The following is a 17,993-nucleotide window of genomic DNA, read 5'->3' as shown; positions in this document are numbered from 1 at the left end:
CTTCGTCTTCCTCCGCTTAGCGGCGAGTGTCGCGATGGCTCAGCGGGCAGTTGCCGCAGTAGCCGAGCTCGGGAATCAGGTAGCGGATGCAGCACAGGCGCCGGCGCCGCTCGGGCTCGCCCCCGGCGGCGTCGGCCAGGTAGCGCACCGGTTGGAAGAGCGGGTTGCGGCGCCCGTCCGGCAACTGGCGGGCCGCCAGCAGCTCCCGGGCCGGCTCGGCCGCCCCGGGGCTCGCCATGGGGTGCGCCTCCAGGGCCTCGGCGAAGTACTCGAAGTAATTGCCGGCATTGCTCCAGAACACCTTGGGGGAGGCCCCGGAATACGCGGCCAGGACGGCGATCAGCGGCGTGAGGTGAGCGTCGATCAGCGTCGCGAAGCGCGCGAAGGGGTCCTGGGAGGCCAGGGGCGTGCCGTCGTGGGGCAGCCACAGGCGCCGGGTCTGGCCCTCGGGGGCGAGCTCCAGGTGCAACGCCTCGAGCCCCAGGGGCAGGTCGCGCTCCAGCAGCAGGTTGGCGGCCAGCCCCGCCGAGATCACCGCGCTGAGATGCCACTTCGACCATAGCGAGGCCACCGCGCGGCGGTCGCCCCGATCGTACTGGTGGGCGAAGTGATCCAGCCGGGCCGCCAGGCGCCCGGGCTCGAGCAGCTCCCGGGCGGCCAGGGCGGAGGGCGGCGGCTCGCCGACGCCGGGCGGCACCAGGGCCGCCATGGGGCCGGCGTAGAGCGCCTCCAGGGGGCTGGGCATGGCGACCTCAGTACTCCAGCGACCAGGTTAGGGTGTAGGTGCGCCCGCGGCCCTGGTAGTCGTAGAGGTACTCCGGCCCATAGTAGGGGGAGTAGAACATGGCGGCGCGCTGGCCCCAGACCGTGGAGTACTGCTCATCCAGCAGGTTCTGCACGCCGAGGCTGAAGCGCCCCAGGTCGGTGCGCTGACCCAGGGTCAGGTCCAGGGTGGTGAAGCCGTCGATGCGGCGGTCGGCGTCGTCCTCCAGGTCGAAGGCGTGGTTGGCCTGCAGGCGCGCCGAGCGTTGGAAGTCGGACCAGCCGACGAAGGCGGTGGCGGCGGACACCGAGGCGTAGCGGGCGTCGCGATTCTCCCAGCCACCCGCGGCGCTACGCTGCTCGGAACGCGTCAGGTGCAGGGTGCCGCCGGCCTCCAGACCGTGGTCGAAGTAGTGGGTCACGGCGCCTTCCAGGCCATAGTCGCGCTTGTCCTGGTCCACCACGACCACGCTCAGGTCTGTGTCATTCTCCACGGCCTTGTCGGACCAGGAATAGTAGGCCGCCGCCTGGGCCATCCAGTCGCCGCCCTGGTAGCGCCAGCCCAGCTCGATCTGATCGGTTTCTATAGCGGAGAGGGGACTTCCGGCCACATCGGTCACGATGACACCACCGCCATCCGCATCCTTGGCCTGGCCATAATGCTTGGCCGGGTCCGGCAGCTCGAAGCCCTGGCTATAGCGCAGCCAGCTCTGGTGGCCGTTGCCGAAATCGTAGAGGGCGCTGGCATTGAACAGGGTCGCCGAATAGTCGTTTTCTCCGCCCGGTACGGTGACTGAAGTACCGCTATCTGTCACGGTCGGGAAATCGTCCACCGCCACGTCCATGCGCTGGTGGCGCAGGCCGGCGGAGAGCTTGAGGGCCTCGGTCAGCTGCCAGTCGCTCTGGGCGAAGGCCGAGGTGGTATCGATCCGGTAGCCTGGGTAGCGGGGTTCGACGCGGGCCGCCGACTGCACCAGGCCGCCGCTGGCGTCGGTGGTGGCGCGGTCGAAGATCATCTGGTTGGCGTCGAAGTTCTCGCGATCGAAATCCAGGCCGTAGCTCAGCGCGAGCGTCTCGCCGAGCTCGGCATCGAACAGCGCCTTGAGGCCGGAGAGGCGGGTACTCTGCTGGGAGGCGCGGAACTCGTAGGCGTCGGGGGCGCTCCAGTGGGGATCCGGATAGGGGAAGGCCTGGAAGTTGGCGTCTTCCTCGCGATGGAAGGCCTGCAGGTAGAAGTCCTGCCCCAGCAGATCGCCATGGTGGTACTGCAGATTGATCAGTTGGCGGTCGGTGGTCGGATCGCGATCCGAGCGATAGCCATCGCGGATCTCGGCGTCGTTCAGGTTCGGGCTGGCGGCATCCAGATTGGGGAAATAGACGCCACGCTCGCCCTCGAAGCCGGAGCGGTAGAGCTGGGCGGTCAGGTCCAGGCGTTGCTGCGGCGCCAGGTCGACGCCCAGGTTGCCGAGGATATCGATGCTGCGGTTGTCCTGCAGGTCGGTCTGGGCGATATCCGGGAAGATCTCCTCGCCGGCGCCGTCGAAGTGGCGGCCGTTGTCCTGGTAGGCGACCCCCAGGTAGCCCTGCACTCGCTCGTTGCCGGCGCTGACCGATTGGGCGAGGCGGAAGTCGCGGTCGTCGCCGCGGTTGAAGCCGGTGGTGACGCCGGCCTCGCTGCGGCCCTGGGGAGCGCCTGCCTCGCCGCGGCGGGTGATGATATTGATGATGCCGCCGGTGGCGCCGCCACCATAGAGGCTGCTGGCCCCGGAGAGTACCTCCACCCGCTCGATATTGAAGGGATCGATGCTGTCGAACTGCCGCGACAGGCCCCGGGAGCCATTCAGCGAGACGCCGTCGATCAGCACCTGGACGCTGCGCCCACGCAGGTTCTGGCCATAGTTGGTGCGCCCCTGGGGCGCCAGGTCGAGGCCCGGCACCAGGCGGCCCAGGGCGGTCTTGAGGTCGGCGCCGCCCTCGATTTGCTGCTGCAGCTCCTGCTGCTCGACGATCCACACCGCCCCGGGGATCTGGCTGATCTGGGTCGGTGTGCGCGAGCCCACCACCACCAGCGTCTCCTGCGTTTCCGTCTGCTGGGCCTGCAAGGCGAGGGGGGTAGTGCCGGCGGCGATGGCCAGGCCGAGGGTCAGCGACTTCTTCATGGGGGATCCTGTCGGCGAAGGGATACCGGGGTCTTGGGGCCCCGGGAAATGAATTCGTAAGCAGCCGAAGGATACCAACAACAAGCAAAAACTCAATAATAGTTATTCGTATTTATTGCTCCTGGCGCCAAGCGAACGACAAGGCTCTTCGCACTCTGGCGTGAATACCATGATGGGAGTCCTGGTGGTCACTGGTTTTGTGGGAGCGTGGATTCCGCCGGTCCGACGCCTCGGCGATTGGGCGACGCAGTCGCCCTTGGATATCGTTCGACTCAGCGATCGACCAGCAGGGCATCCAGGTTTACCGGCACCTCGTCGCCGATCTGTTCATAGCCGAGCATCAGCAGCACCCCGCGCAGGGTCGGGTTGGCCATCAGCTCCTGGCCATCCAGCACCATGCGCTCGGCAGCGGTGACGCGGATGGTGGTGCCATCCAGGCGCGAGAAACGCAGCGGTACCGGCGTCTGGTGATGGCGACCATTGGCCTCCATCGTCATGGTGAGGGTCTCCACCCGGGAGTCACCCACCGCCAGGCTGTCCAGGCGCTGTGGCGCCAGCTGGGTGGTCAGGGTCGCCAGGGGCCGGTCGGTAAAGCCCGACAGCCAGGGCGGCAGCGGGCCCAGGCGATCCAGCACATCGGTCTGGGCCAGGCGCAACGGCAGGCGCAGCCGCCCCTCGGCATCGATATCGCCATGCAGGTCGCGGATCTGGTGGGTGTGGGGCGAGGGGCCCTGGGGCGTGATGGCGATCACCGTCGCCTCCACTTTGCTGTTTTCCCCATCCAGCTGCCAAGCGGCCTGGGCGGGCAAGGCGGAAAGGGCGAGCAATGACAGAAACAGGCTAGGCAGGGTGGCCTTCATGGCGGGCGCTTTCATCATGGTGGGCTCTCTAAGGACGCGTTCAGCACAGACCCGCAGGGACGCAGAAAGTGCCGCCGCCCCACGAAACCGGCCCTTACCTCGGCCCCGGGCTAGCCTCGCTAATCGGCATTCGCTATCATACGCCCGCGCTGCCAAGCGCCCCTCCCGCGATGGGCCTATAGCTCAGTTGGTTAGAGCAGGGGACTCATAATCCCTTGGTCGCTGGTTCGAGTCCAGCTGGGCCCACCAAGAATCAGTCACTTACGCTTAGCTTTCCCCTTCCGTTCGCTGTTCTTCGCGGTATCTGTCTACATGTCGGGTTCCGTATGCCCCGACCGTCGTGACCCTGGAGCGCTCGGTCGTCTCGGCCCTCCAAAAAGCGTGGCGGCAACTCGCCATCGCCACAGACGGGCCGAGCGGAGCCGAAGCTGGGTATCGATGGCCGTCTCCTGCCGTCCCGGCATGGCGCCTGCCTGGTGGCAGGCCTCGATCGGCGTCACCTTTTTCGGGACGCCAGCCTACGAGCGCCGGCGCAGGATCTCCGTGGCGAGCATATGGGTGGTGCCGCCGACGAAGCAGATCAGTGTAAAGGCGCCGGTGGCACCATGCGCCATCTCCCAGATAAAGCCGATCAGGGCGACGCCAAGCACTGCATGGTAGGCGATCGCCAGGGCGCGCTGCTGGATCAGCGCATGGCGTTTATCTAGCGGCGAGGCCTGACTGAGTACCCGGACGGTCTCGAAGCGCTGGCCATGGCGCATCACTGTCGCGTAGGACAGCATGATCGCGAGCATCGCCCCCCCTGGCCGGGAGCATCCGCCACCAGCCACGAGACCAGGCACATGGCCACTCCCAGGACCATGCCAATCAGCGGCATGGCGATGGGCCGTCGGCGGGCGGAGGCGGGGGCGGAGGAATCAGGCGTCGGATCGGTCATCGGCTCGCTCCTTCTCGCCGGGCCTTCCAACACGCGTAGGCCACGCTTCGGAGCCACTTCCACGGCCGGCCGTCGATGGATACCAGCCCGAGGCCGATCAGCCCCATGCCGGCCAGATGGCGCCACTCCAGCCGCTCGCCCAGCACGAATATCCCCAGCAGAATGGCGCTGGCCGGGATCAGGAACGTGACCAGCAACAGGTTCGTCGCCCCCGCGCTCGCCAGCAGGCGGAAATAGATCAGGTACGCCAGGGCGGTCGAGAACAGTGCCAGGCCGACCACCGCCGACCAGGTGGCCGGCCCCGGCCAGGGCGATTGCCAGAAGCGCTCCACCCCCAGGGCCAAGGGCATCAGCACCAGCGCCGAGGCCGTGACCTGACCACAGGCGGCCACCAGGGGCGAGCAGCCCAGCCGGCGAAAGCGGCGCCCGAAGACCCCGGCAAAGGCATAAGAGAGGGCGCCGGCCAGCACCGCCAGCTGTGCCCAAGAGTGGCTGGCGGTACCCGCGTGAACCTCGCTGCCCAGCATGTACACCACACCGGCGAAGCCGATGGCCACGCCCAGGAGGCGGCCTGGGGTGAGAGGCTCGTCGCGGGTGAGGACGTGCGCCACGACGAGGGTGAAAAATGGCGTGGTGGCGTTGAGAATCGACGCTAAGCCACTGGCGATATGCCCCTGTCCCCAGGCAATCAGGCTGAAGGGAATCATGTTGTTGAGCAGGCCCATGCCGAAGAAGGCGGCCCATAGCCCCGGGTCGAGTGGCATGCGCTGGTCCCGCAGGAGAATCCAGGCGTTCAGCGCCACGGCGGCCAGGCCCACTCGCAGGGCCACGATGGTGAGCGGCCCGAGGTCCTCGACGGCCACCCCCACGAAAAAGAACGAGCCGCCCCACAGCATCGACAAGCTCAGCAACAACGCCCACTCCATGGGCCCCATGGTTCGATCGATCGTCTTCATCGCGACTACTCCGGTCGGGGAAACCCTAGCAGCCTAGGTCAGTGAAGCGGTGAGGGAACTTCGCTTCTTGCCCTGGAACTCGAAGGGGAGGTCGTGCGACTCAATGTCTTGTTGGGGCCCTCCACTGGCGGTCGCTATCGGCGTGGTAGAGTGGCAGAGGGTCGAAGCCGTCACGCGAGCGAAAGCGGGCATGCCTCGTTACCCAGCGCGCGTGAGTTCGCTTTGAAAGCAAGAGGCGGAGTGTGCCAGTCGACGTCGGGGCGCATCTTGCACTCACGGAGATTGCCGAAGCCTCTGCAGGAGCCCGCCATGAACGAGACATCCGACGACTCATCCCTTCGCTTCGCTTCCGATGAGGCGAAATGGGCCGCGGTACTGACCCGCGCCGCCGCCGCGGACGATGCCTTCGTCTATGCCGTGCGCACCACCGGGATCTATTGTCGCCCCACCTGCCCATCTCGCCGTCCGCGCCGTGAAAATGCCGAGTTCCATGCCGATGCGGCCGCCGCCGAGGAGGCGGGGTACCGGCCCTGTCAGCGTTGTCGTCCCCAGGACGCCTCCTTGCCCCAGCGGCACGCCCAGAGCGTCGCCAGGGCCTGCCGTCTTATCGAACACGGCGAAGCGCTGCCATCACTCGACGAACTGGCACGGGTGGCGGGGCTGAGTCGTTTCCACTTCCATCGTGTCTTCAAGTCGGTCACCGGACTCACGCCCAGGGCCTACGCGGCCGCTTGCCGGGCGGATCGTGTGCGCCAGGCACTGACGCAGCAAGAGACGGTCACCGACGCGATCTATGAGGCGGGTTTCAATTCCAGCGGGCGCTTCTATGCCGGTGCCGAACGCATGCTGGGCATGACACCCAAGCGTTATCGCGAGGGAGGGAAGGGCATGGAGATTCAGTTCGCCCTGGGAGAATGCTCGTTGGGCACGATACTGGTGGCGACCAGCGAAAAGGGCATCTGTGCCATTTCCCTGGGGAGCGATCCGGAGCAGCTGTTGCAGGCGTTCCAGGAGCAGTTCGCCAACGCCAACCTGATCCCCGGGGGCAAGCGCTTCGACGCTTGGGTGGCCAAGGTGGTGGCGTTCGTCGAGGCGCCGGGTGTCGGATTGTCACTGCCGCTGGACATTCGTGGTACCGCCTTTCAGCAGCGCGTCTGGCAGGCGCTGACCGAGATTCCCGTCGGTAGCACGATCAGCTATGCGGAGTTGGCGGAGCGGATCGGCTCTCCCAAGGCGGTTCGTGCCGTGGCGAGGGCCTGCGCCTCCAACCCCCTCGCGCTTGCCATTCCCTGCCACCGGGTCGTGCGCAGCGACGGGGCGCTCTCCGGCTACCGTTGGGGCGTGGAGAGAAAGCGCACCCTGCTCGAGCGCGAGGCGGCACGAGCAGGGGGCGCCAGGCGGGCGAGGGAAGACGAATGAGGAGGCGCCATCGCTAGATAGGATCGAAGGCGAGCGACCTCCATGTCGCCGCCTTCGATCCTTCGTCGGCCTCGTAGGACTACGCCAGCGCCGGAAGCCGTTGGTTTTCCCGTGGTTCGTCCTTGAGCGTGAAGCTGCCGACCAGTTCCGCGAGGCGGTCGGCTTGTTCGCGCAGTTGGTCGGCGGCGGAGGTGGATTCCTCCGCCAGCGAGGCGTTCTGCTGGGTCATGCGGTCGAGTTCGGCCACGGCGATATTGACCTGGCCGATGCCATCGCTCTGCTCGGTGGTGGCATGGCTGATCTCGCCCAGCATGCCCGCCACGCGGTTCACCACCTCGACCAGGTCGTGCATGGCGCTGCCGGCGTCGCGCACCAGCCGGGTGCCGCCCCGGACCTTCTCGCCGGAGGCGTCGATCAGGCCGCGGATATCCCGTGAGGCCTGGGCGCTGCGGGTGGCCAGCTGGCGAACCTCGTTCGCCACCACGGCGAAGCCCTTGCCGCTTTCGCCGGCGCGGGCCGCTTCCACCGAGGCGTTGAGCGCCAGCAGGTTGGTCTGGAAGGCGATGTCGTCCATGACCTTGATGATGTCGCCGATCCGTTCGGAGGCGTGCTGGATCTCGCCCATGGTGGTCACCACCCGAGAGACGGTGTCGCCGGTGCCCTGGGCCAGCTCGGCGGCGGATTGCGAGAGCCGGTTGGCTTCGCCGGATGAGGCCGAGGTGTTTTCCACCGTGCCGGTGATTTGCTCCATCGAGGCCGAGGTCTGCTGCAGGCTGGAGGCCGCCTGGTCGGTGCGTCGCGCCATGTCCCGGCCGCCGCTGGCGATCTCCTGGGCGGCGTGGCGCACGGCGTCGCTGCTGCTCCTGACCCGGGCTAGCACGTCATGCATCTTGTCGGCGAAGGCGTTGAACTGAATGGCGAGTTCGCTCGCTTCGTCCCGGCCCTGCACGGGGAGGCGCAGGGTCAGGTCGCCATCGCCGGCGGCGATCTCGCGCAGGGTCTCCGCGGTGCGTCGAATGGGGCGGAACAGGGTGCGCAGCAGCAGGGCCAGGCTCGCCAGGCTCGCCAGCATGACCACGGCCACGATCAGGATGACCAGCAGCACCGCCCGGTTGAGGTCGGCGAACAGTTCGCTGCGCGGTATCTGGGCGAAGACGACCCAGTCGGTGCCGGGCACTTCGATGGCCGCGACCAGCTGTTCGGCGCCGTGCTCGTCGGTGAGGGTGGCGTCGCGATAGCCCGACCCCGCCAGCAGCTCGGCGGCCTGGGTTTCCCAGCCGGGCAGCTCCGCCACCGGCCGACCGGCCATGGCGGCGCCGTCGGGGTGCACGCTGATCCGGCCGTCCCGGTTCGCCAGGAACACCATGCCGGACTCGCCGAGCCGGTAGTCGCTGATCGTCTCGGCCATGGCGTCCAGGGCATAGCCGACCCCGGCGATCCCCACGCGCTCGCCGTCCAGTTCGATCACGTGGTTGATAAAGACCTTCAGCTCGCCGCCTTCGGAATCGATATCCAGGGTGTACTCGGGGGCGTCGGCCCCCTCGACCAGGCGATAGAACCAGGCGTCCTGTTCCCGGTTCAGGGTGCGGGCGATGCCCTCGGCCGTGTAGTAGTTGCCGCTGAGCGCCGACACATAGAAGACGGTGTTGGCCCCGGTGCGTTGCTGCAGCCGTTCGAGGTGAGCCACGGCGCGTTCGCCTTCCGCCCGCGACTCGCCCCGGGCCAGCCACTCCTGCAGATAGCCGTTATCGGCCAGGCCCCGGGCCGTGGTGATCGGCCCGGTCAGGGTGGCGTCGATGTCGTTGCGAATGCTTTCGAGGGTGGCCGGCAGTTCGGCGCCGGTGACCCGGTCGGTGATCAGGTCGCTGAACAGATGATACTGAATGGCCGTCACCCCGCCGACGATCAGGATCATGCTCAGGCTGATGCCGATCAGCAGTTTCTTGGCAATCGTCAGGTGCTTCATTGTTATTCCCCTGGCTGGCGCACCCTCAGGGCGGATGCGCTTGTATTGACCGATTGGTCAATACGCTATCGGCGGGTCAGGGGAAAACTGTAGGCATCGCCCGGCTGGCTTAGGGGGCTCACCCGAAAAGCATCACCACGGCGCCATAGGCGGCCACGCCCGCCGCCACCGGCCAGCCCAGGGTGCGCTTGACCCACCACACGGCCAGGGTCGCCAGTACGCCGATGGCGGTGGCGATCCAGGACAGCAGGCCCGGGGTCACCGGCATCAGCGAGACCCCGAAGACGGCGGCGATCATCACCGGGCCGAGCAGGCTCAGCCACTGGGGCATGGCCTCCAGGCCGTCGTCGTCACCGAGGCGCTCGAGGCGGCGCCGCATCCACAGCAGCGGCAGCACACGCATCAGCAGGGTGCCGAGTGCCGAGGCGAGGACGGCGATCCACAGGGCGCTACTCATGGCGGTCTCCTTGCGCGTGTGCTGCTTGCTTGGCGGGGCCGAACTTGACGACCTGGAAGCACAGGGCGCCGCAGGCGGCGGCGAGAGGAATCGCCAGGTTGGTGAAGCCCAGGATCGTCAACGCCAGGGCGACCAGGACGGTCAGGCCCAGGGCCAGGCTCCAGCGCCGCGAGGTGAAGCGGGGCGCCACCAGTACCAGGAAGAGGGCGGGCAGGGCGAAGGGCAGGATCTCGCCCATCAGCGCCCAGCGGGCGACCAGCTCGCCGCCGGCCAGGGCCCCCAGGGCCGTGCCGCCGATCCAGCTCGCCCAGGCCAGCAGGGCGGCGCCGCCGAACCAGCCGAGGCGCTGGGCGGCCGGCAGCTGGGGCAGGCGGGCGTGGGCCAGGGCGAAGACCTGATCGGTGAGGCCGTGCATCAGCCAGGGCCAGGCGCGGCTGGGCGTCAGCCAGGGGGCCAGGTTGGGGGCGTAGACCACATGGCGCAGGTTGATCAGCAGCGTCATGACCACCACCAGCCACAGCGGCGCCCCGGCGGCGACCATGCCGACGAACAGGAACTGGGAGGCGCCGGCATAGACCAGGGTGGAGATCACCACGGCCTCCCAGGGGGTGAAGCCGGCCTGGGTGGCGATCAGCCCGAAGGAGATGGCCACCGGCACATAGCCGCCGAGCAGGGGAATGGCCTCGCGCATGCCGGTCAGCCAGGGGCGGCCGGGTGAGGTCGTGGCGTCCAGGCTCATCGGCTGGTCTCCTCGTGATAGACGACGCTTAGCAGCAGTGTGGCCCAGGCGTCGCCGGTGCGATAAAGATGCGGGCGGTCGGCGGCGAAGGTCAGGCTGTCGCCGGCCGAGAGGTGCCGGGTGTCGCCCTCCGGGCCGGCCTCCAGGTGGCCGCTGATCAGGGTCAGGGATTCCCGGGCGCCGGGGGTGTGGGGCTCGGCGAGGCGCGTGGTATGCGGCGCGCAGCGCATCCAGTAGGCGTCGACCTGGGGGCGGTCCTTGCCCTGGTCGAGCAGCCGCACCTCCACGCCATCCTCGCCCAGGGGCACGGCGATGGGGGCGACCAGGGTGCCGAAGGGCACCTTGAGCTGCACCGCCAGGCGCCAGATGGTGTCCAGGGTGGGGTTGCCGTTGCCCTGCTCGAGGCGCGACAGGTTCGACTTGGCGATGCCGGCGGCGGCGGCCAGCTGCGACAGCGACCAGCCCTGCGCCTGGCGCAGGGACTGCAGGTGTTGGCCCAGGGTGCCGAGGGCGAGCTTGTCCATGACGAGGGTCTCGGTTGTTCCTTTTAATGAACGTTCTATATAGGGAACATGAGCCTGTCAAGTCAGTCGGTCAAGTCGGCCAGTCGAGATGGTCAGGCGGGGCGGCCCGGCCAGACGCCATCGACGGCCGCCGTTATCGGGGCCGGAAGGGATCGCGCTTCGGGGGAGGGGGGAGTAGAGGCGGGGCCGTGGTGGCCCCGCCGACAGGGCTTACTGGGCGGTGATCACGGTCATTACCAGGTCGCCATCCAGGCGGATGGGGCCATCTTCCGAGGCGCCCAGGGTGTATTCGAAGATGCCGGTCTGCATGCCGCCCTCTTCGCCGTGGATCATCAGCATCAGATGATCGCCGGCCATGACTTCCTCGGTGAGGATGGCGGTCACGTCCTGGTTCTCGCCCTCCTTGAGGGGGGCGTGGCCGACCACTGGGCCGGGGGCGCGGCTCTCGTCGGTGCGGTGCACGACCAGCCAGCCGTTGCGGTCCGTCATGACCTTTTCCGCCGAGACCGTGCCGCCGGCGACGGACTGGTCATCGGCCCAGACCTCCGGGTGCATCTCGGCCTGGGCCAGGGTGGCCCCGGTGAGCAGGGCGGCGGATACGACGGCGCTTGTCACGAGCTTCATCATGGTTCTCTCCTTGATCTCTGGGCATGACCCATCGCGAAGGTGGCGAATGATGGGCCCATCCCTGGTTACGCGGAGAGACGGCGAGCGGATGCAGGCGGGAGAAAAAAATCGCGTCGCCTAGTGGGGCTCGATGGCGGTGGCCTGCCAGACGCGGCTGAGGCTGGGGCCGCCGTCGTCGATATCGGCGCAGGTATCGAGGCGCAGGACCTCGCGGGTCTCGCAGGTGACGCTTAGCTCGTCGCCCTCCCGATCGCGGCGCCTCAGGATGACCCGGGCCCGCTCGGTCCGCTCCTCGACGCCGACCACCTCCAGCTCGGTGGCGGGCTCGCCGCGCTCCGCCAGCCACTCCAGCGCCGCCACCTGGGCGCACTGCTCCAGCGGACTGAGCCGCGAGTCGCCCCGGTAGCAGGGCAGGTAGGGGCGTCCCGCGGCCTCGCTCTCGAGCAGCGGGATGACGTCGTCGGGGGGGATGCGCCCGTACTTGCGCAGGGCGGGAAAGACCAGGGCACTGGCGGCCAGGCGGCAGCCGCCCAGGTGGGTGCTCTCCCAGACCTCGAAGGGCAGGTCGGGGCGGGCCTCGACGGCCGCGGCCAGGGCCTTGTAGGCAGCATAGCCGAACTTGGCGCAGCACTTGTCCTTCTTGCCGTGGGTGCAACACAGCAGCAGCGGCGCCGTGGGGGCCGGCCGCTCCCAGGCCGCCAGGTCGGCGTCGCGCTCGAAGGCCTCGAGAAACGCCGGGAGTTCGTCGCGGGGCACCGCGAAATCCCGATTCTCGGGCATCAGGTAGAGGCGGTGGGACTCCTCGGGTTGGTCGCGGCGATGGATCAGGTTGACCCGCCGGCCGCCCTCGGCCAGGGCGTCGAGGCGGGCCAGCAGGGCCTCGCTCATGCCACCGGCCCGGCGCAGGTTGCGTCCCCAGTGGCGGCGCGGCCAGCTCAGCAGCAGGTTGCGCTCGGCATGGACGCCGCTACCGGCCAGGGGATCGCCCTGGGCGGCGCTCTCCACGGCGCAGAATTGCTGGACCGCGCTCATGCCGGGACCTCCTGGCGCGGGCCGGGCATCGCGGCGGCCCCCAGGGCCGGCACGCAGATCGGCCGGTCGGTGCTCGGGGCGCGCATTACCTCGGCGTCCAGGTCGAAGACCGCCTTGAGGTTGGCGGCGGTGAAGACCGCCTCCGGAGGGCCATGGTGCTCGATGCGGCCGTCGCGCATCATCACCAGCACATCGGCGTAGGCGGCGGCCAGGTTGAGGTCGTGGAGCACCACCAGCAGGGTGCGGCCCCGCTCGTGGGCCAGGCGCACCAGCAGCTCCAGCAGGTCGACCTGGACCTTGAGGTCGAGGTAGGTGGTGGGCTCGTCGAGCAGGATCAGGTCGGTCTCCTGGGCCAGCACCATGGCGATCCAGCAGCGCTGGCGCTGGCCGCCGGAGAGGGCATCCACCGGGCGGCCGGCGAAATCGTCGACCCGGGCGATGGCCATGGCCTCCTTGACCGCCCGCTCGTCCTCCGTCGACCACTGCCGCCATAGCCGCTGGTGGGGAAAGCGCCCCATGCCCACCAGCTCGCGCACCGTCATGCCCTCCGGGGCGGAGGGGCTCTGGGGCAGGATGCCCAGGCGGTGGGCGACCTCGCGGGTGCGGTAGCGGTGGATCTCCCGGCCGTCGAGGAGCACGCGGCCCCGCTCCGGGGTCAGGGTGCGGGCCAGGGTCTTGAGCAGGGTCGACTTGCCGCTGCCGTTGGGGCCCAGCAGCACCGTGACGCGACCCTCCTCGACCCGGAAGTCGACGCCATCGAGGACCCGTCGGCCCTCGTAGCCGGCGGTCAGGGATTCACCCGCGAGGCGGGATTGGGCTGAGGGGGATGACATCATTGACTGGCCGTGCCTTGCGATCGAGGCGAGAAGTATAAGGAATTCTCATTTACAATGCGATGCTTCCTCGACCGCGCCGGCCCCGTGAGGTGCCCGTCATGTCGGCGGCCTGGCGGGCGTTGCCGCCCTCCCCGGGAGGCCCGGCCTGGCCGTTTACCAATATCGTCAAGGGAGTCCCATGTCGTCCCGGGATCGCCGCACGCATCGCGTATTGCTAACCGTACTGCTGGGAACCTGTACCGTTAGCCTCAACAACAGTGCCCTGAACCTGGCGATTCCCGAGCTGATGCGGGTATTCGACGCCGGCGCCACCCGGGTGGGCTGGGTGATGACCCTGTTTCTGGTGGCCATGGGCATGACCATGCCGCTGACCGGCTACCTTGCCGATCGCTGGGGTGATCGGCGCCTCTACCTGGCGGGGTCGTGGTTGTTCCTGGGTGCCTCCCTGGTCGGTGCGCTTGCCACGACCCTGAGCGGGGTGCTGATGGCGCGGGGGCTGCAGGGCGTGGCCGCGGGCCTGATGATTCCGCTGTCGCTGCCGCTGATCTTCGCGGTTTGCCCCGCCGAACGACGGGGGCGGGTAAGTGGCATTTGGGGCTTCGCCGTGATGATCGCACCGGCCGTGGGGCCGAGCCTGGGCGGGCTGCTGCTGGAGGTGAGTCGCTGGCAGGCCCTGTTCCTGATGAACCTGCCCGTTGCCGTCCTGGGGCTGTGGTGCGGCCATCGCCATCTCGAGGCGGGCGTCGCCGATCGCTCACGGCGCTTCGACCTGCGTGGCTTCCTGCTGGTGACCCTGGGCATGGGGCTGGTGCTGATCGCCCTGGGGGCCCTTGCCTCGCCGGCCGACCTGCTCGAGGCCTCGGGCTGGGTGCCGCTGCTTGGGGGCCTGCTGCTGCTCGGCGGCTTCGTGCGCCAGGCGCGTCGTGCGGCGTATCCGTTGCTCGATCTCGGCCTCTTCGCCATTCGCGCCTACCGCGCCAGCGTGCTGCTCGCTTGTGTCCAGGCCATCTCGGCCTTCGGTTGCCTGCTGCTGATCCCGATCTGGATGCAGCATGTCCAGGGGCATGATGCCCTGACCACCGGCCTGGTCTTCCTCCCCACCGCCCTGGTGGCGGCCATCTGTTCACCCTGGGCCGGACGCCTGGTGGATCGCCAGGCGTCTCGCCAGGTGGTGATTTTCGGCCTGCTGGTGACGGTGGCCGCTTTGCTGGGGCTGGCCGCCCTGGGGGCCGAGGCCCCCTTGTGGCTGATCGTCGTGCTGATGGCGGCGCGCGGGGCGGGGATGGGCTTCGGCTACCTGCCGGTGACGGCGGTGGGCCTCAATGCCGTGCCCGACGCCCGCATCGCCCAAGCCTCGACCCTGAACAACCTGGGCCGGCGGCTCGCCTCGTCGCTGGGTGTGGTGCTGCTGGCCCTGCACCACGATCTGCGTGGCGTTCAGCATCTGGCCCAGGGCGCTTCCGCTGGCGAGGCGGCCCTGGGGGCGCTGAGCGAGGCCTTCGTCGCCCTGGCCTTGCTAGTACTGGTGGTCCTTCCCCTGGCCTGGTCCCTGGCGCCAAGCCGGGATCGGGGCGGGCCGGCGCCCGTGCCCTCGTGAGGGGGACATGGAGCACGTGCGTTGTCGGCGCCGAACCTGTATAACGGGGCGCCGTATTTTCGAACAGAGAATGATTCTCATGGGGTTTTCCCGTTACTGCCGCCTGTATCGCCCCCGCCTCGGGGAGCTACTGCTGGGCGCCTGCCTGGCGCTCGTTGCGAGCGCTGGAGCGGCGAGCACCGGTGAGGCGCGACACGTCGCCCATGCCCTGGGCGAGGCCCGCATCGAGGGGCGCCCCGAGCGCCTCGTCAGCCTCTACCAGGGGGCCACCGATACCGCCCTGGCGCTGGGGTTGACGCCGGTGGGGGTGGTGGAGTCCTGGCTGGAGCCTCCCATGTACCGTTACCTGCGCGACGCCCTGCCGGAGGAGGTGCGTTACCTGGGGCTGGAGACCCAGCCGGACCTGGAGGCGGTGGCGGGGCTGGCGCCGGAGCTGATCGTCGGCGCCCGCTATCGCCATACCCAGGCCTATCCGCTGCTATCGCGCATCGCCCCCACCCTGATCGCCGACACCCCCTACGACTTCGAGGCGATGCTCGAGATGCTGGGGGAGGCCACCGGCCGCGAGGCTAGGGCCCGGGAGCTGCTCGCGGCCTGGCGGGCCCGGGTCAGTGATTTCCGCTGTCGGGCCGCGGCCAGCCTGGGGGACGACTGGCCGCAGAGCGCCTCGGTGGTCAGCTTCCGCGGCGACCATGTGCGGATCTACTACGACGGCTTCGCCTGGCGGGTCCTCGAGCAGTTGGGCTTCCGGCGCCCCGCGGCCCAGGACGGCCCCGGCTGGGGCGTCAAGCTGGTCAGCCGCGAGCGCCTGCCGGCCATGGACGCCGACGCCATCTTCGTCTTTATGCGCGACGATCCGGCGGTGCTGGCCCTGCATCGCGACTGGACGGCCCATCCCTTGTGGCGGAGTCTCGAGGCGGTGGAGCGGGACCGGGTCTACCGGGTCGATCCGGTGATCTGGAACATGGGCGCCGGCATCCTGGCGGCCAACCGCCTGCTCGACGAGCTCTATGCTCACTATGGTCTCGCCGACGACGGGGAGGGCGAGTCATGTTGACCACCCCCGTCGCCAAGCTGCTGGGGCTGCTGCTGGGCGGCCTGGGGTTGCTCGCCGCCGGCCTGGCCAGCCTGCTGCTGGGCGCCACCGCGCTCGCCCCGGGCATCCTGGCCGAGGCCTGGCTGGCCCCGGATCCGGGCTCCACGGCGCAGCTGATCCTGCTCACCGAGCGCCTGCCCCGGGCACTGATCGCCGCCCTGGTCGGCGCCAGCCTAGCGGTGGCCGGCGCCCTGATGCAGACCCTGACCCGCAACGCCCTGGCCTCGCCGAGCCTGCTCGGCATCAACGCCGGCGCCATGTGCTTCGTGGTGGTGGCCGGCACCCTCTTCGCCCTGAGCTCGCCGCTGGCGCTGGTCTGGGTGGCCTTCCTCGGCGCCCTGGTGGCGGCGCTGCTGGTCGCCCTGCTGGGCCGCCAGCGGGGCGGCGGCCTCTCCCCGCTGCGGGTGGTGCTGGCCGGGGTGGCGGTCACCGCGCTCTTCGTTTCCCTGGCCCAGGGCCTGCTGATCATCGACCAGGAGCGCTTCGAGAGCCTGCTGCTGTGGCTGGCCGGCTCGGTGGCGGGGCGTGGCCTGGAGGTGGTGACGCCGGTGCTGCCCTTCTTCCTCGGCGCCGCCGTGCTCTGCCTGTGGCTGGTGCGCCAGCTCAACCTCCTGGTGCTGGACGACGAGGTGGTCAAGGGGCTGGGCCAGCGCACCGGCCGGGTCAAGCTGCTGGCCGGGGCGGTGGTCATCGTGCTGGCCGGGGGCTCGGTGGCGGTGGCCGGGATGATCGGCTTCGTGGGGCTGATCGTGCCGCATATGGCGCGCGCCCTGTTCGGCCGCGACCATCGCTGGGTGCTGCCCGCCTGTGCCCTGCTGGGGGCCGGCCTGCTGCTGGTCGCCGATACCCTGGCGCGCTTTTTGATGCCGCCCCAGGAGGTGCCGGTGGGGGTGATGACGGCCCTGCTCGGCACCCCCTTCTTCCTGGTTCTCGCCCGTCGCCGGAGTCTCAGCCCATGACCGCGCCCCTCGTGTTACGCGTCGCCGGCGGCCGCCTAGCCTGGCGCCTGGAGCGCCGGACCCTGGCGGCGACCCTGGGGCTGGCCGTGGCGCTGGTCGCCAGCGCCTGGCTCGCGCTCTGCCTGGGCAGCCAGCCCACCTCCTCGGCGCAGGTCTGGCAGGCGCTGTGGTTCCCCGAGCGCAGCGAGATCGCCCTGATCGTCCACGAGATCCGCCTGCCGCGGCTGCTGCTGGCGATCCTGGTGGGCGCCTGCCTGGGCACCGCCGGCCTGCTGATGCAGGGCCTGGTGCGCAATCCCCTGGCCTCGCCGGACGTGATCGGCATCACCGGGGGGGCGTCGCTGGCGGCGGTGAGTTTCCTGGCGCTGGGCGGTGGCGCCCTGGGCGAGGCCTGGTTGCCGGCGGTGGCTTTGGGCGGGGCGACCCTGGTGGCGCTGGGCATCATCGCCCTGACCGGGCGCGGCCTCGGCCCGGCCCGCCTGGTGTTGATCGGCATCGGCATCAGCGCCGCCCTGGGCGCGGCGACCACCCTGGTGCTGGTGCTGAGCCCCGATACCACGGCGATGCAGGCCTATGTGTGGCTGACCGGCAGCCTCTATGCCGCCCAGTGGCGGGAGGTGGCGGGGCTCGCCCCCTGGGCGCTGATCGGCCTGCCCCTGGCGCTGGGGCTAGCGCAACGCCTCGACGTCCTGGCGCTGGGCGACGAGATGGCCATCGGGCTGGGCACGGCGGTGCGCGGCAGCCGCTTGGCGCTGCTGCTGCTGGCGGTGGCCCTGAGTGGGGCGGCGGTGGCCTTCGCCGGCGGGCTCGCCTTTATCGGCCTGCTGGCCCCGCACCTCGCCCGGCGCCTGGTGGCGCCGGGGCATGTCGGCCTGGTGCCGGCCAGCGCCCTGCTCGGGGCCCTGATCCTGCTCTACGCCGACCTGCTGGGGCGGCTGGCCTTCCTGCCCCGGGACCTGCCGGCGGGAATCTTCGTCGCCGGCGTCGGCGCGCCCTTTCTCGTCTATCTGCTCTATCGCTGGCGCTAAGCCCTAAATAAGTCACAAAAAAGCGGCGCCCGAGGGCGC

General features: G+C 69.4%; 17 protein-coding genes and 1 tRNA gene. 6 read left to right on the top strand and 12 right to left on the bottom strand.

Annotated features, from left to right (window positions below; genetic code table 11):
- Positions 1–16: 16 nt before the first annotated feature.
- The 3 genes from fhuF to ACZ5EF_RS15145 all read right to left on the bottom strand — a co-directional run bounded on the left by fhuF (position 17) and on the right by ACZ5EF_RS15145 (position 3,799).
- Positions 17–745 (bottom strand): siderophore-iron reductase FhuF, encoded by a 729-nt coding sequence (gene fhuF, locus ACZ5EF_RS15155; RefSeq protein WP_346061781.1) that lies wholly within the window; start codon positions 743–745, stop codon positions 17–19.
- Between the two features lie 7 nt (positions 746–752).
- Positions 753–2,921 carry a TonB-dependent receptor gene (locus ACZ5EF_RS15150; RefSeq protein ID WP_346061782.1) on the bottom strand — a complete coding sequence of 723 codons (2,169 nt, stop codon included), beginning with the start codon at positions 2,919–2,921 and terminating at the stop codon, positions 753–755.
- Between the two features lie 272 nt (positions 2,922–3,193).
- Entirely contained in the window at positions 3,194–3,799 is a 606-nt protein-coding gene (locus ACZ5EF_RS15145) for a hypothetical protein (RefSeq protein ID WP_346061783.1), read from the bottom strand.
- 154 nt (positions 3,800–3,953) lie between these two features.
- On the opposite strand from ACZ5EF_RS15145, the gene ACZ5EF_RS15140 reads away from it, so the two are divergent.
- Positions 3,954–4,030, top strand: a tRNA-Ile gene (locus tag ACZ5EF_RS15140).
- A gap of 269 nt (positions 4,031–4,299) precedes the next feature.
- Here the strand turns inward: ACZ5EF_RS15140 and ACZ5EF_RS15135 are convergent.
- Positions 4,300–4,575, bottom strand: coding sequence for a hypothetical protein (locus ACZ5EF_RS15135; RefSeq protein ID WP_346061784.1), 276 nt, complete (start codon positions 4,573–4,575; stop codon positions 4,300–4,302).
- 139 nt (positions 4,576–4,714) lie between these two features.
- Entirely contained in the window at positions 4,715–5,674 is a 960-nt protein-coding gene (locus ACZ5EF_RS15130; protein ID WP_346061785.1) for a DMT family transporter, read from the bottom strand.
- Positions 5,675–5,983: 309 nt separating this feature from the next.
- Between ACZ5EF_RS15130 and ada the strand changes: the two genes are divergently transcribed.
- A complete protein-coding gene (ada, locus tag ACZ5EF_RS15125) occupies positions 5,984–7,093 on the top strand; it encodes a bifunctional DNA-binding transcriptional regulator/O6-methylguanine-DNA methyltransferase Ada (RefSeq protein WP_346061786.1) in 1,110 nt (369 codons plus the stop codon).
- A gap of 79 nt (positions 7,094–7,172) precedes the next feature.
- Here the strand turns inward: ada and ACZ5EF_RS15120 are convergent, their stop codons facing one another.
- The 7 genes from ACZ5EF_RS15120 to ACZ5EF_RS15090 form a co-directional block, all read right to left on the bottom strand.
- Complete coding sequence (locus tag ACZ5EF_RS15120; protein ID WP_346061787.1) at positions 7,173–9,059, bottom strand: methyl-accepting chemotaxis protein; 1,887 nt, start codon at positions 9,057–9,059, stop codon at positions 7,173–7,175.
- Positions 9,060–9,177: 118 nt separating this feature from the next.
- Positions 9,178–9,516, bottom strand: coding sequence for an AzlD domain-containing protein (locus ACZ5EF_RS15115; RefSeq protein WP_346061788.1), 339 nt, complete (start codon positions 9,514–9,516; stop codon positions 9,178–9,180).
- Positions 9,509–10,255 (bottom strand): AzlC family ABC transporter permease, encoded by a 747-nt coding sequence (locus ACZ5EF_RS15110; RefSeq protein WP_346061789.1) that lies wholly within the window; start codon positions 10,253–10,255, stop codon positions 9,509–9,511. Before ACZ5EF_RS15110 ends, ACZ5EF_RS15115 begins: the two co-directional genes overlap by 8 nt.
- On the bottom strand, positions 10,252–10,779 hold the full coding sequence (locus ACZ5EF_RS15105; protein ID WP_346061790.1) for a helix-turn-helix domain-containing protein: 528 nt from the start codon (positions 10,777–10,779) through the stop codon (positions 10,252–10,254). The genes ACZ5EF_RS15110 and ACZ5EF_RS15105 overlap by 4 nt, the downstream gene beginning before the upstream one ends.
- A 210-nt stretch (positions 10,780–10,989) precedes the next feature.
- A complete protein-coding gene (locus tag ACZ5EF_RS15100) occupies positions 10,990–11,406 on the bottom strand; it encodes a DUF7282 domain-containing protein (protein WP_346061791.1) in 417 nt (138 codons plus the stop codon).
- A 117-nt stretch (positions 11,407–11,523) separates the two neighbouring features.
- The gene (locus ACZ5EF_RS15095) at positions 11,524–12,438 is read right to left on the bottom strand and encodes a sucrase ferredoxin (RefSeq protein ID WP_346061792.1); all 915 of its coding nucleotides are present in this window, start codon (positions 12,436–12,438) and stop codon (positions 11,524–11,526) included.
- Positions 12,435–13,271: an ABC transporter ATP-binding protein gene (locus tag ACZ5EF_RS15090; protein ID WP_346061793.1), complete on the bottom strand. Its 837-nt coding sequence runs from the start codon at positions 13,269–13,271 to the stop codon at positions 12,435–12,437. The genes ACZ5EF_RS15095 and ACZ5EF_RS15090 overlap by 4 nt, the downstream gene beginning before the upstream one ends.
- 214 nt (positions 13,272–13,485) lie before the next feature.
- Here ACZ5EF_RS15090 and ACZ5EF_RS15085 point away from each other — a divergent pair, with 214 nt between their 5' ends.
- From ACZ5EF_RS15085 to ACZ5EF_RS15070, 4 genes are all read left to right on the top strand, one after another.
- Positions 13,486–14,871: a DHA2 family efflux MFS transporter permease subunit gene (locus ACZ5EF_RS15085; protein ID WP_346061794.1), complete on the top strand. Its 1,386-nt coding sequence runs from the start codon at positions 13,486–13,488 to the stop codon at positions 14,869–14,871.
- A gap of 79 nt (positions 14,872–14,950) precedes the next feature.
- Positions 14,951–15,928 (top strand): ABC transporter substrate-binding protein, encoded by a 978-nt coding sequence (locus tag ACZ5EF_RS15080; protein ID WP_346061795.1) that lies wholly within the window; start codon positions 14,951–14,953, stop codon positions 15,926–15,928.
- Entirely contained in the window at positions 15,922–16,926 is a 1,005-nt protein-coding gene (locus ACZ5EF_RS15075) for a FecCD family ABC transporter permease (protein WP_346061796.1), read from the top strand. Before ACZ5EF_RS15080 ends, ACZ5EF_RS15075 begins: the two co-directional genes overlap by 7 nt.
- Positions 16,923–17,954 (top strand): FecCD family ABC transporter permease, encoded by a 1,032-nt coding sequence (locus tag ACZ5EF_RS15070; RefSeq protein WP_346061797.1) that lies wholly within the window; start codon positions 16,923–16,925, stop codon positions 17,952–17,954. The genes ACZ5EF_RS15075 and ACZ5EF_RS15070 overlap by 4 nt, the downstream gene beginning before the upstream one ends.
- Positions 17,955–17,993 lie beyond the last annotated feature (39 nt).

This window comes from Bisbaumannia salifodinae (assembly GCF_055388505.1).
Note: the sequence above shows the minus strand (reverse complement) of the source record. Positions and strands in the feature narration are given on the sequence as shown.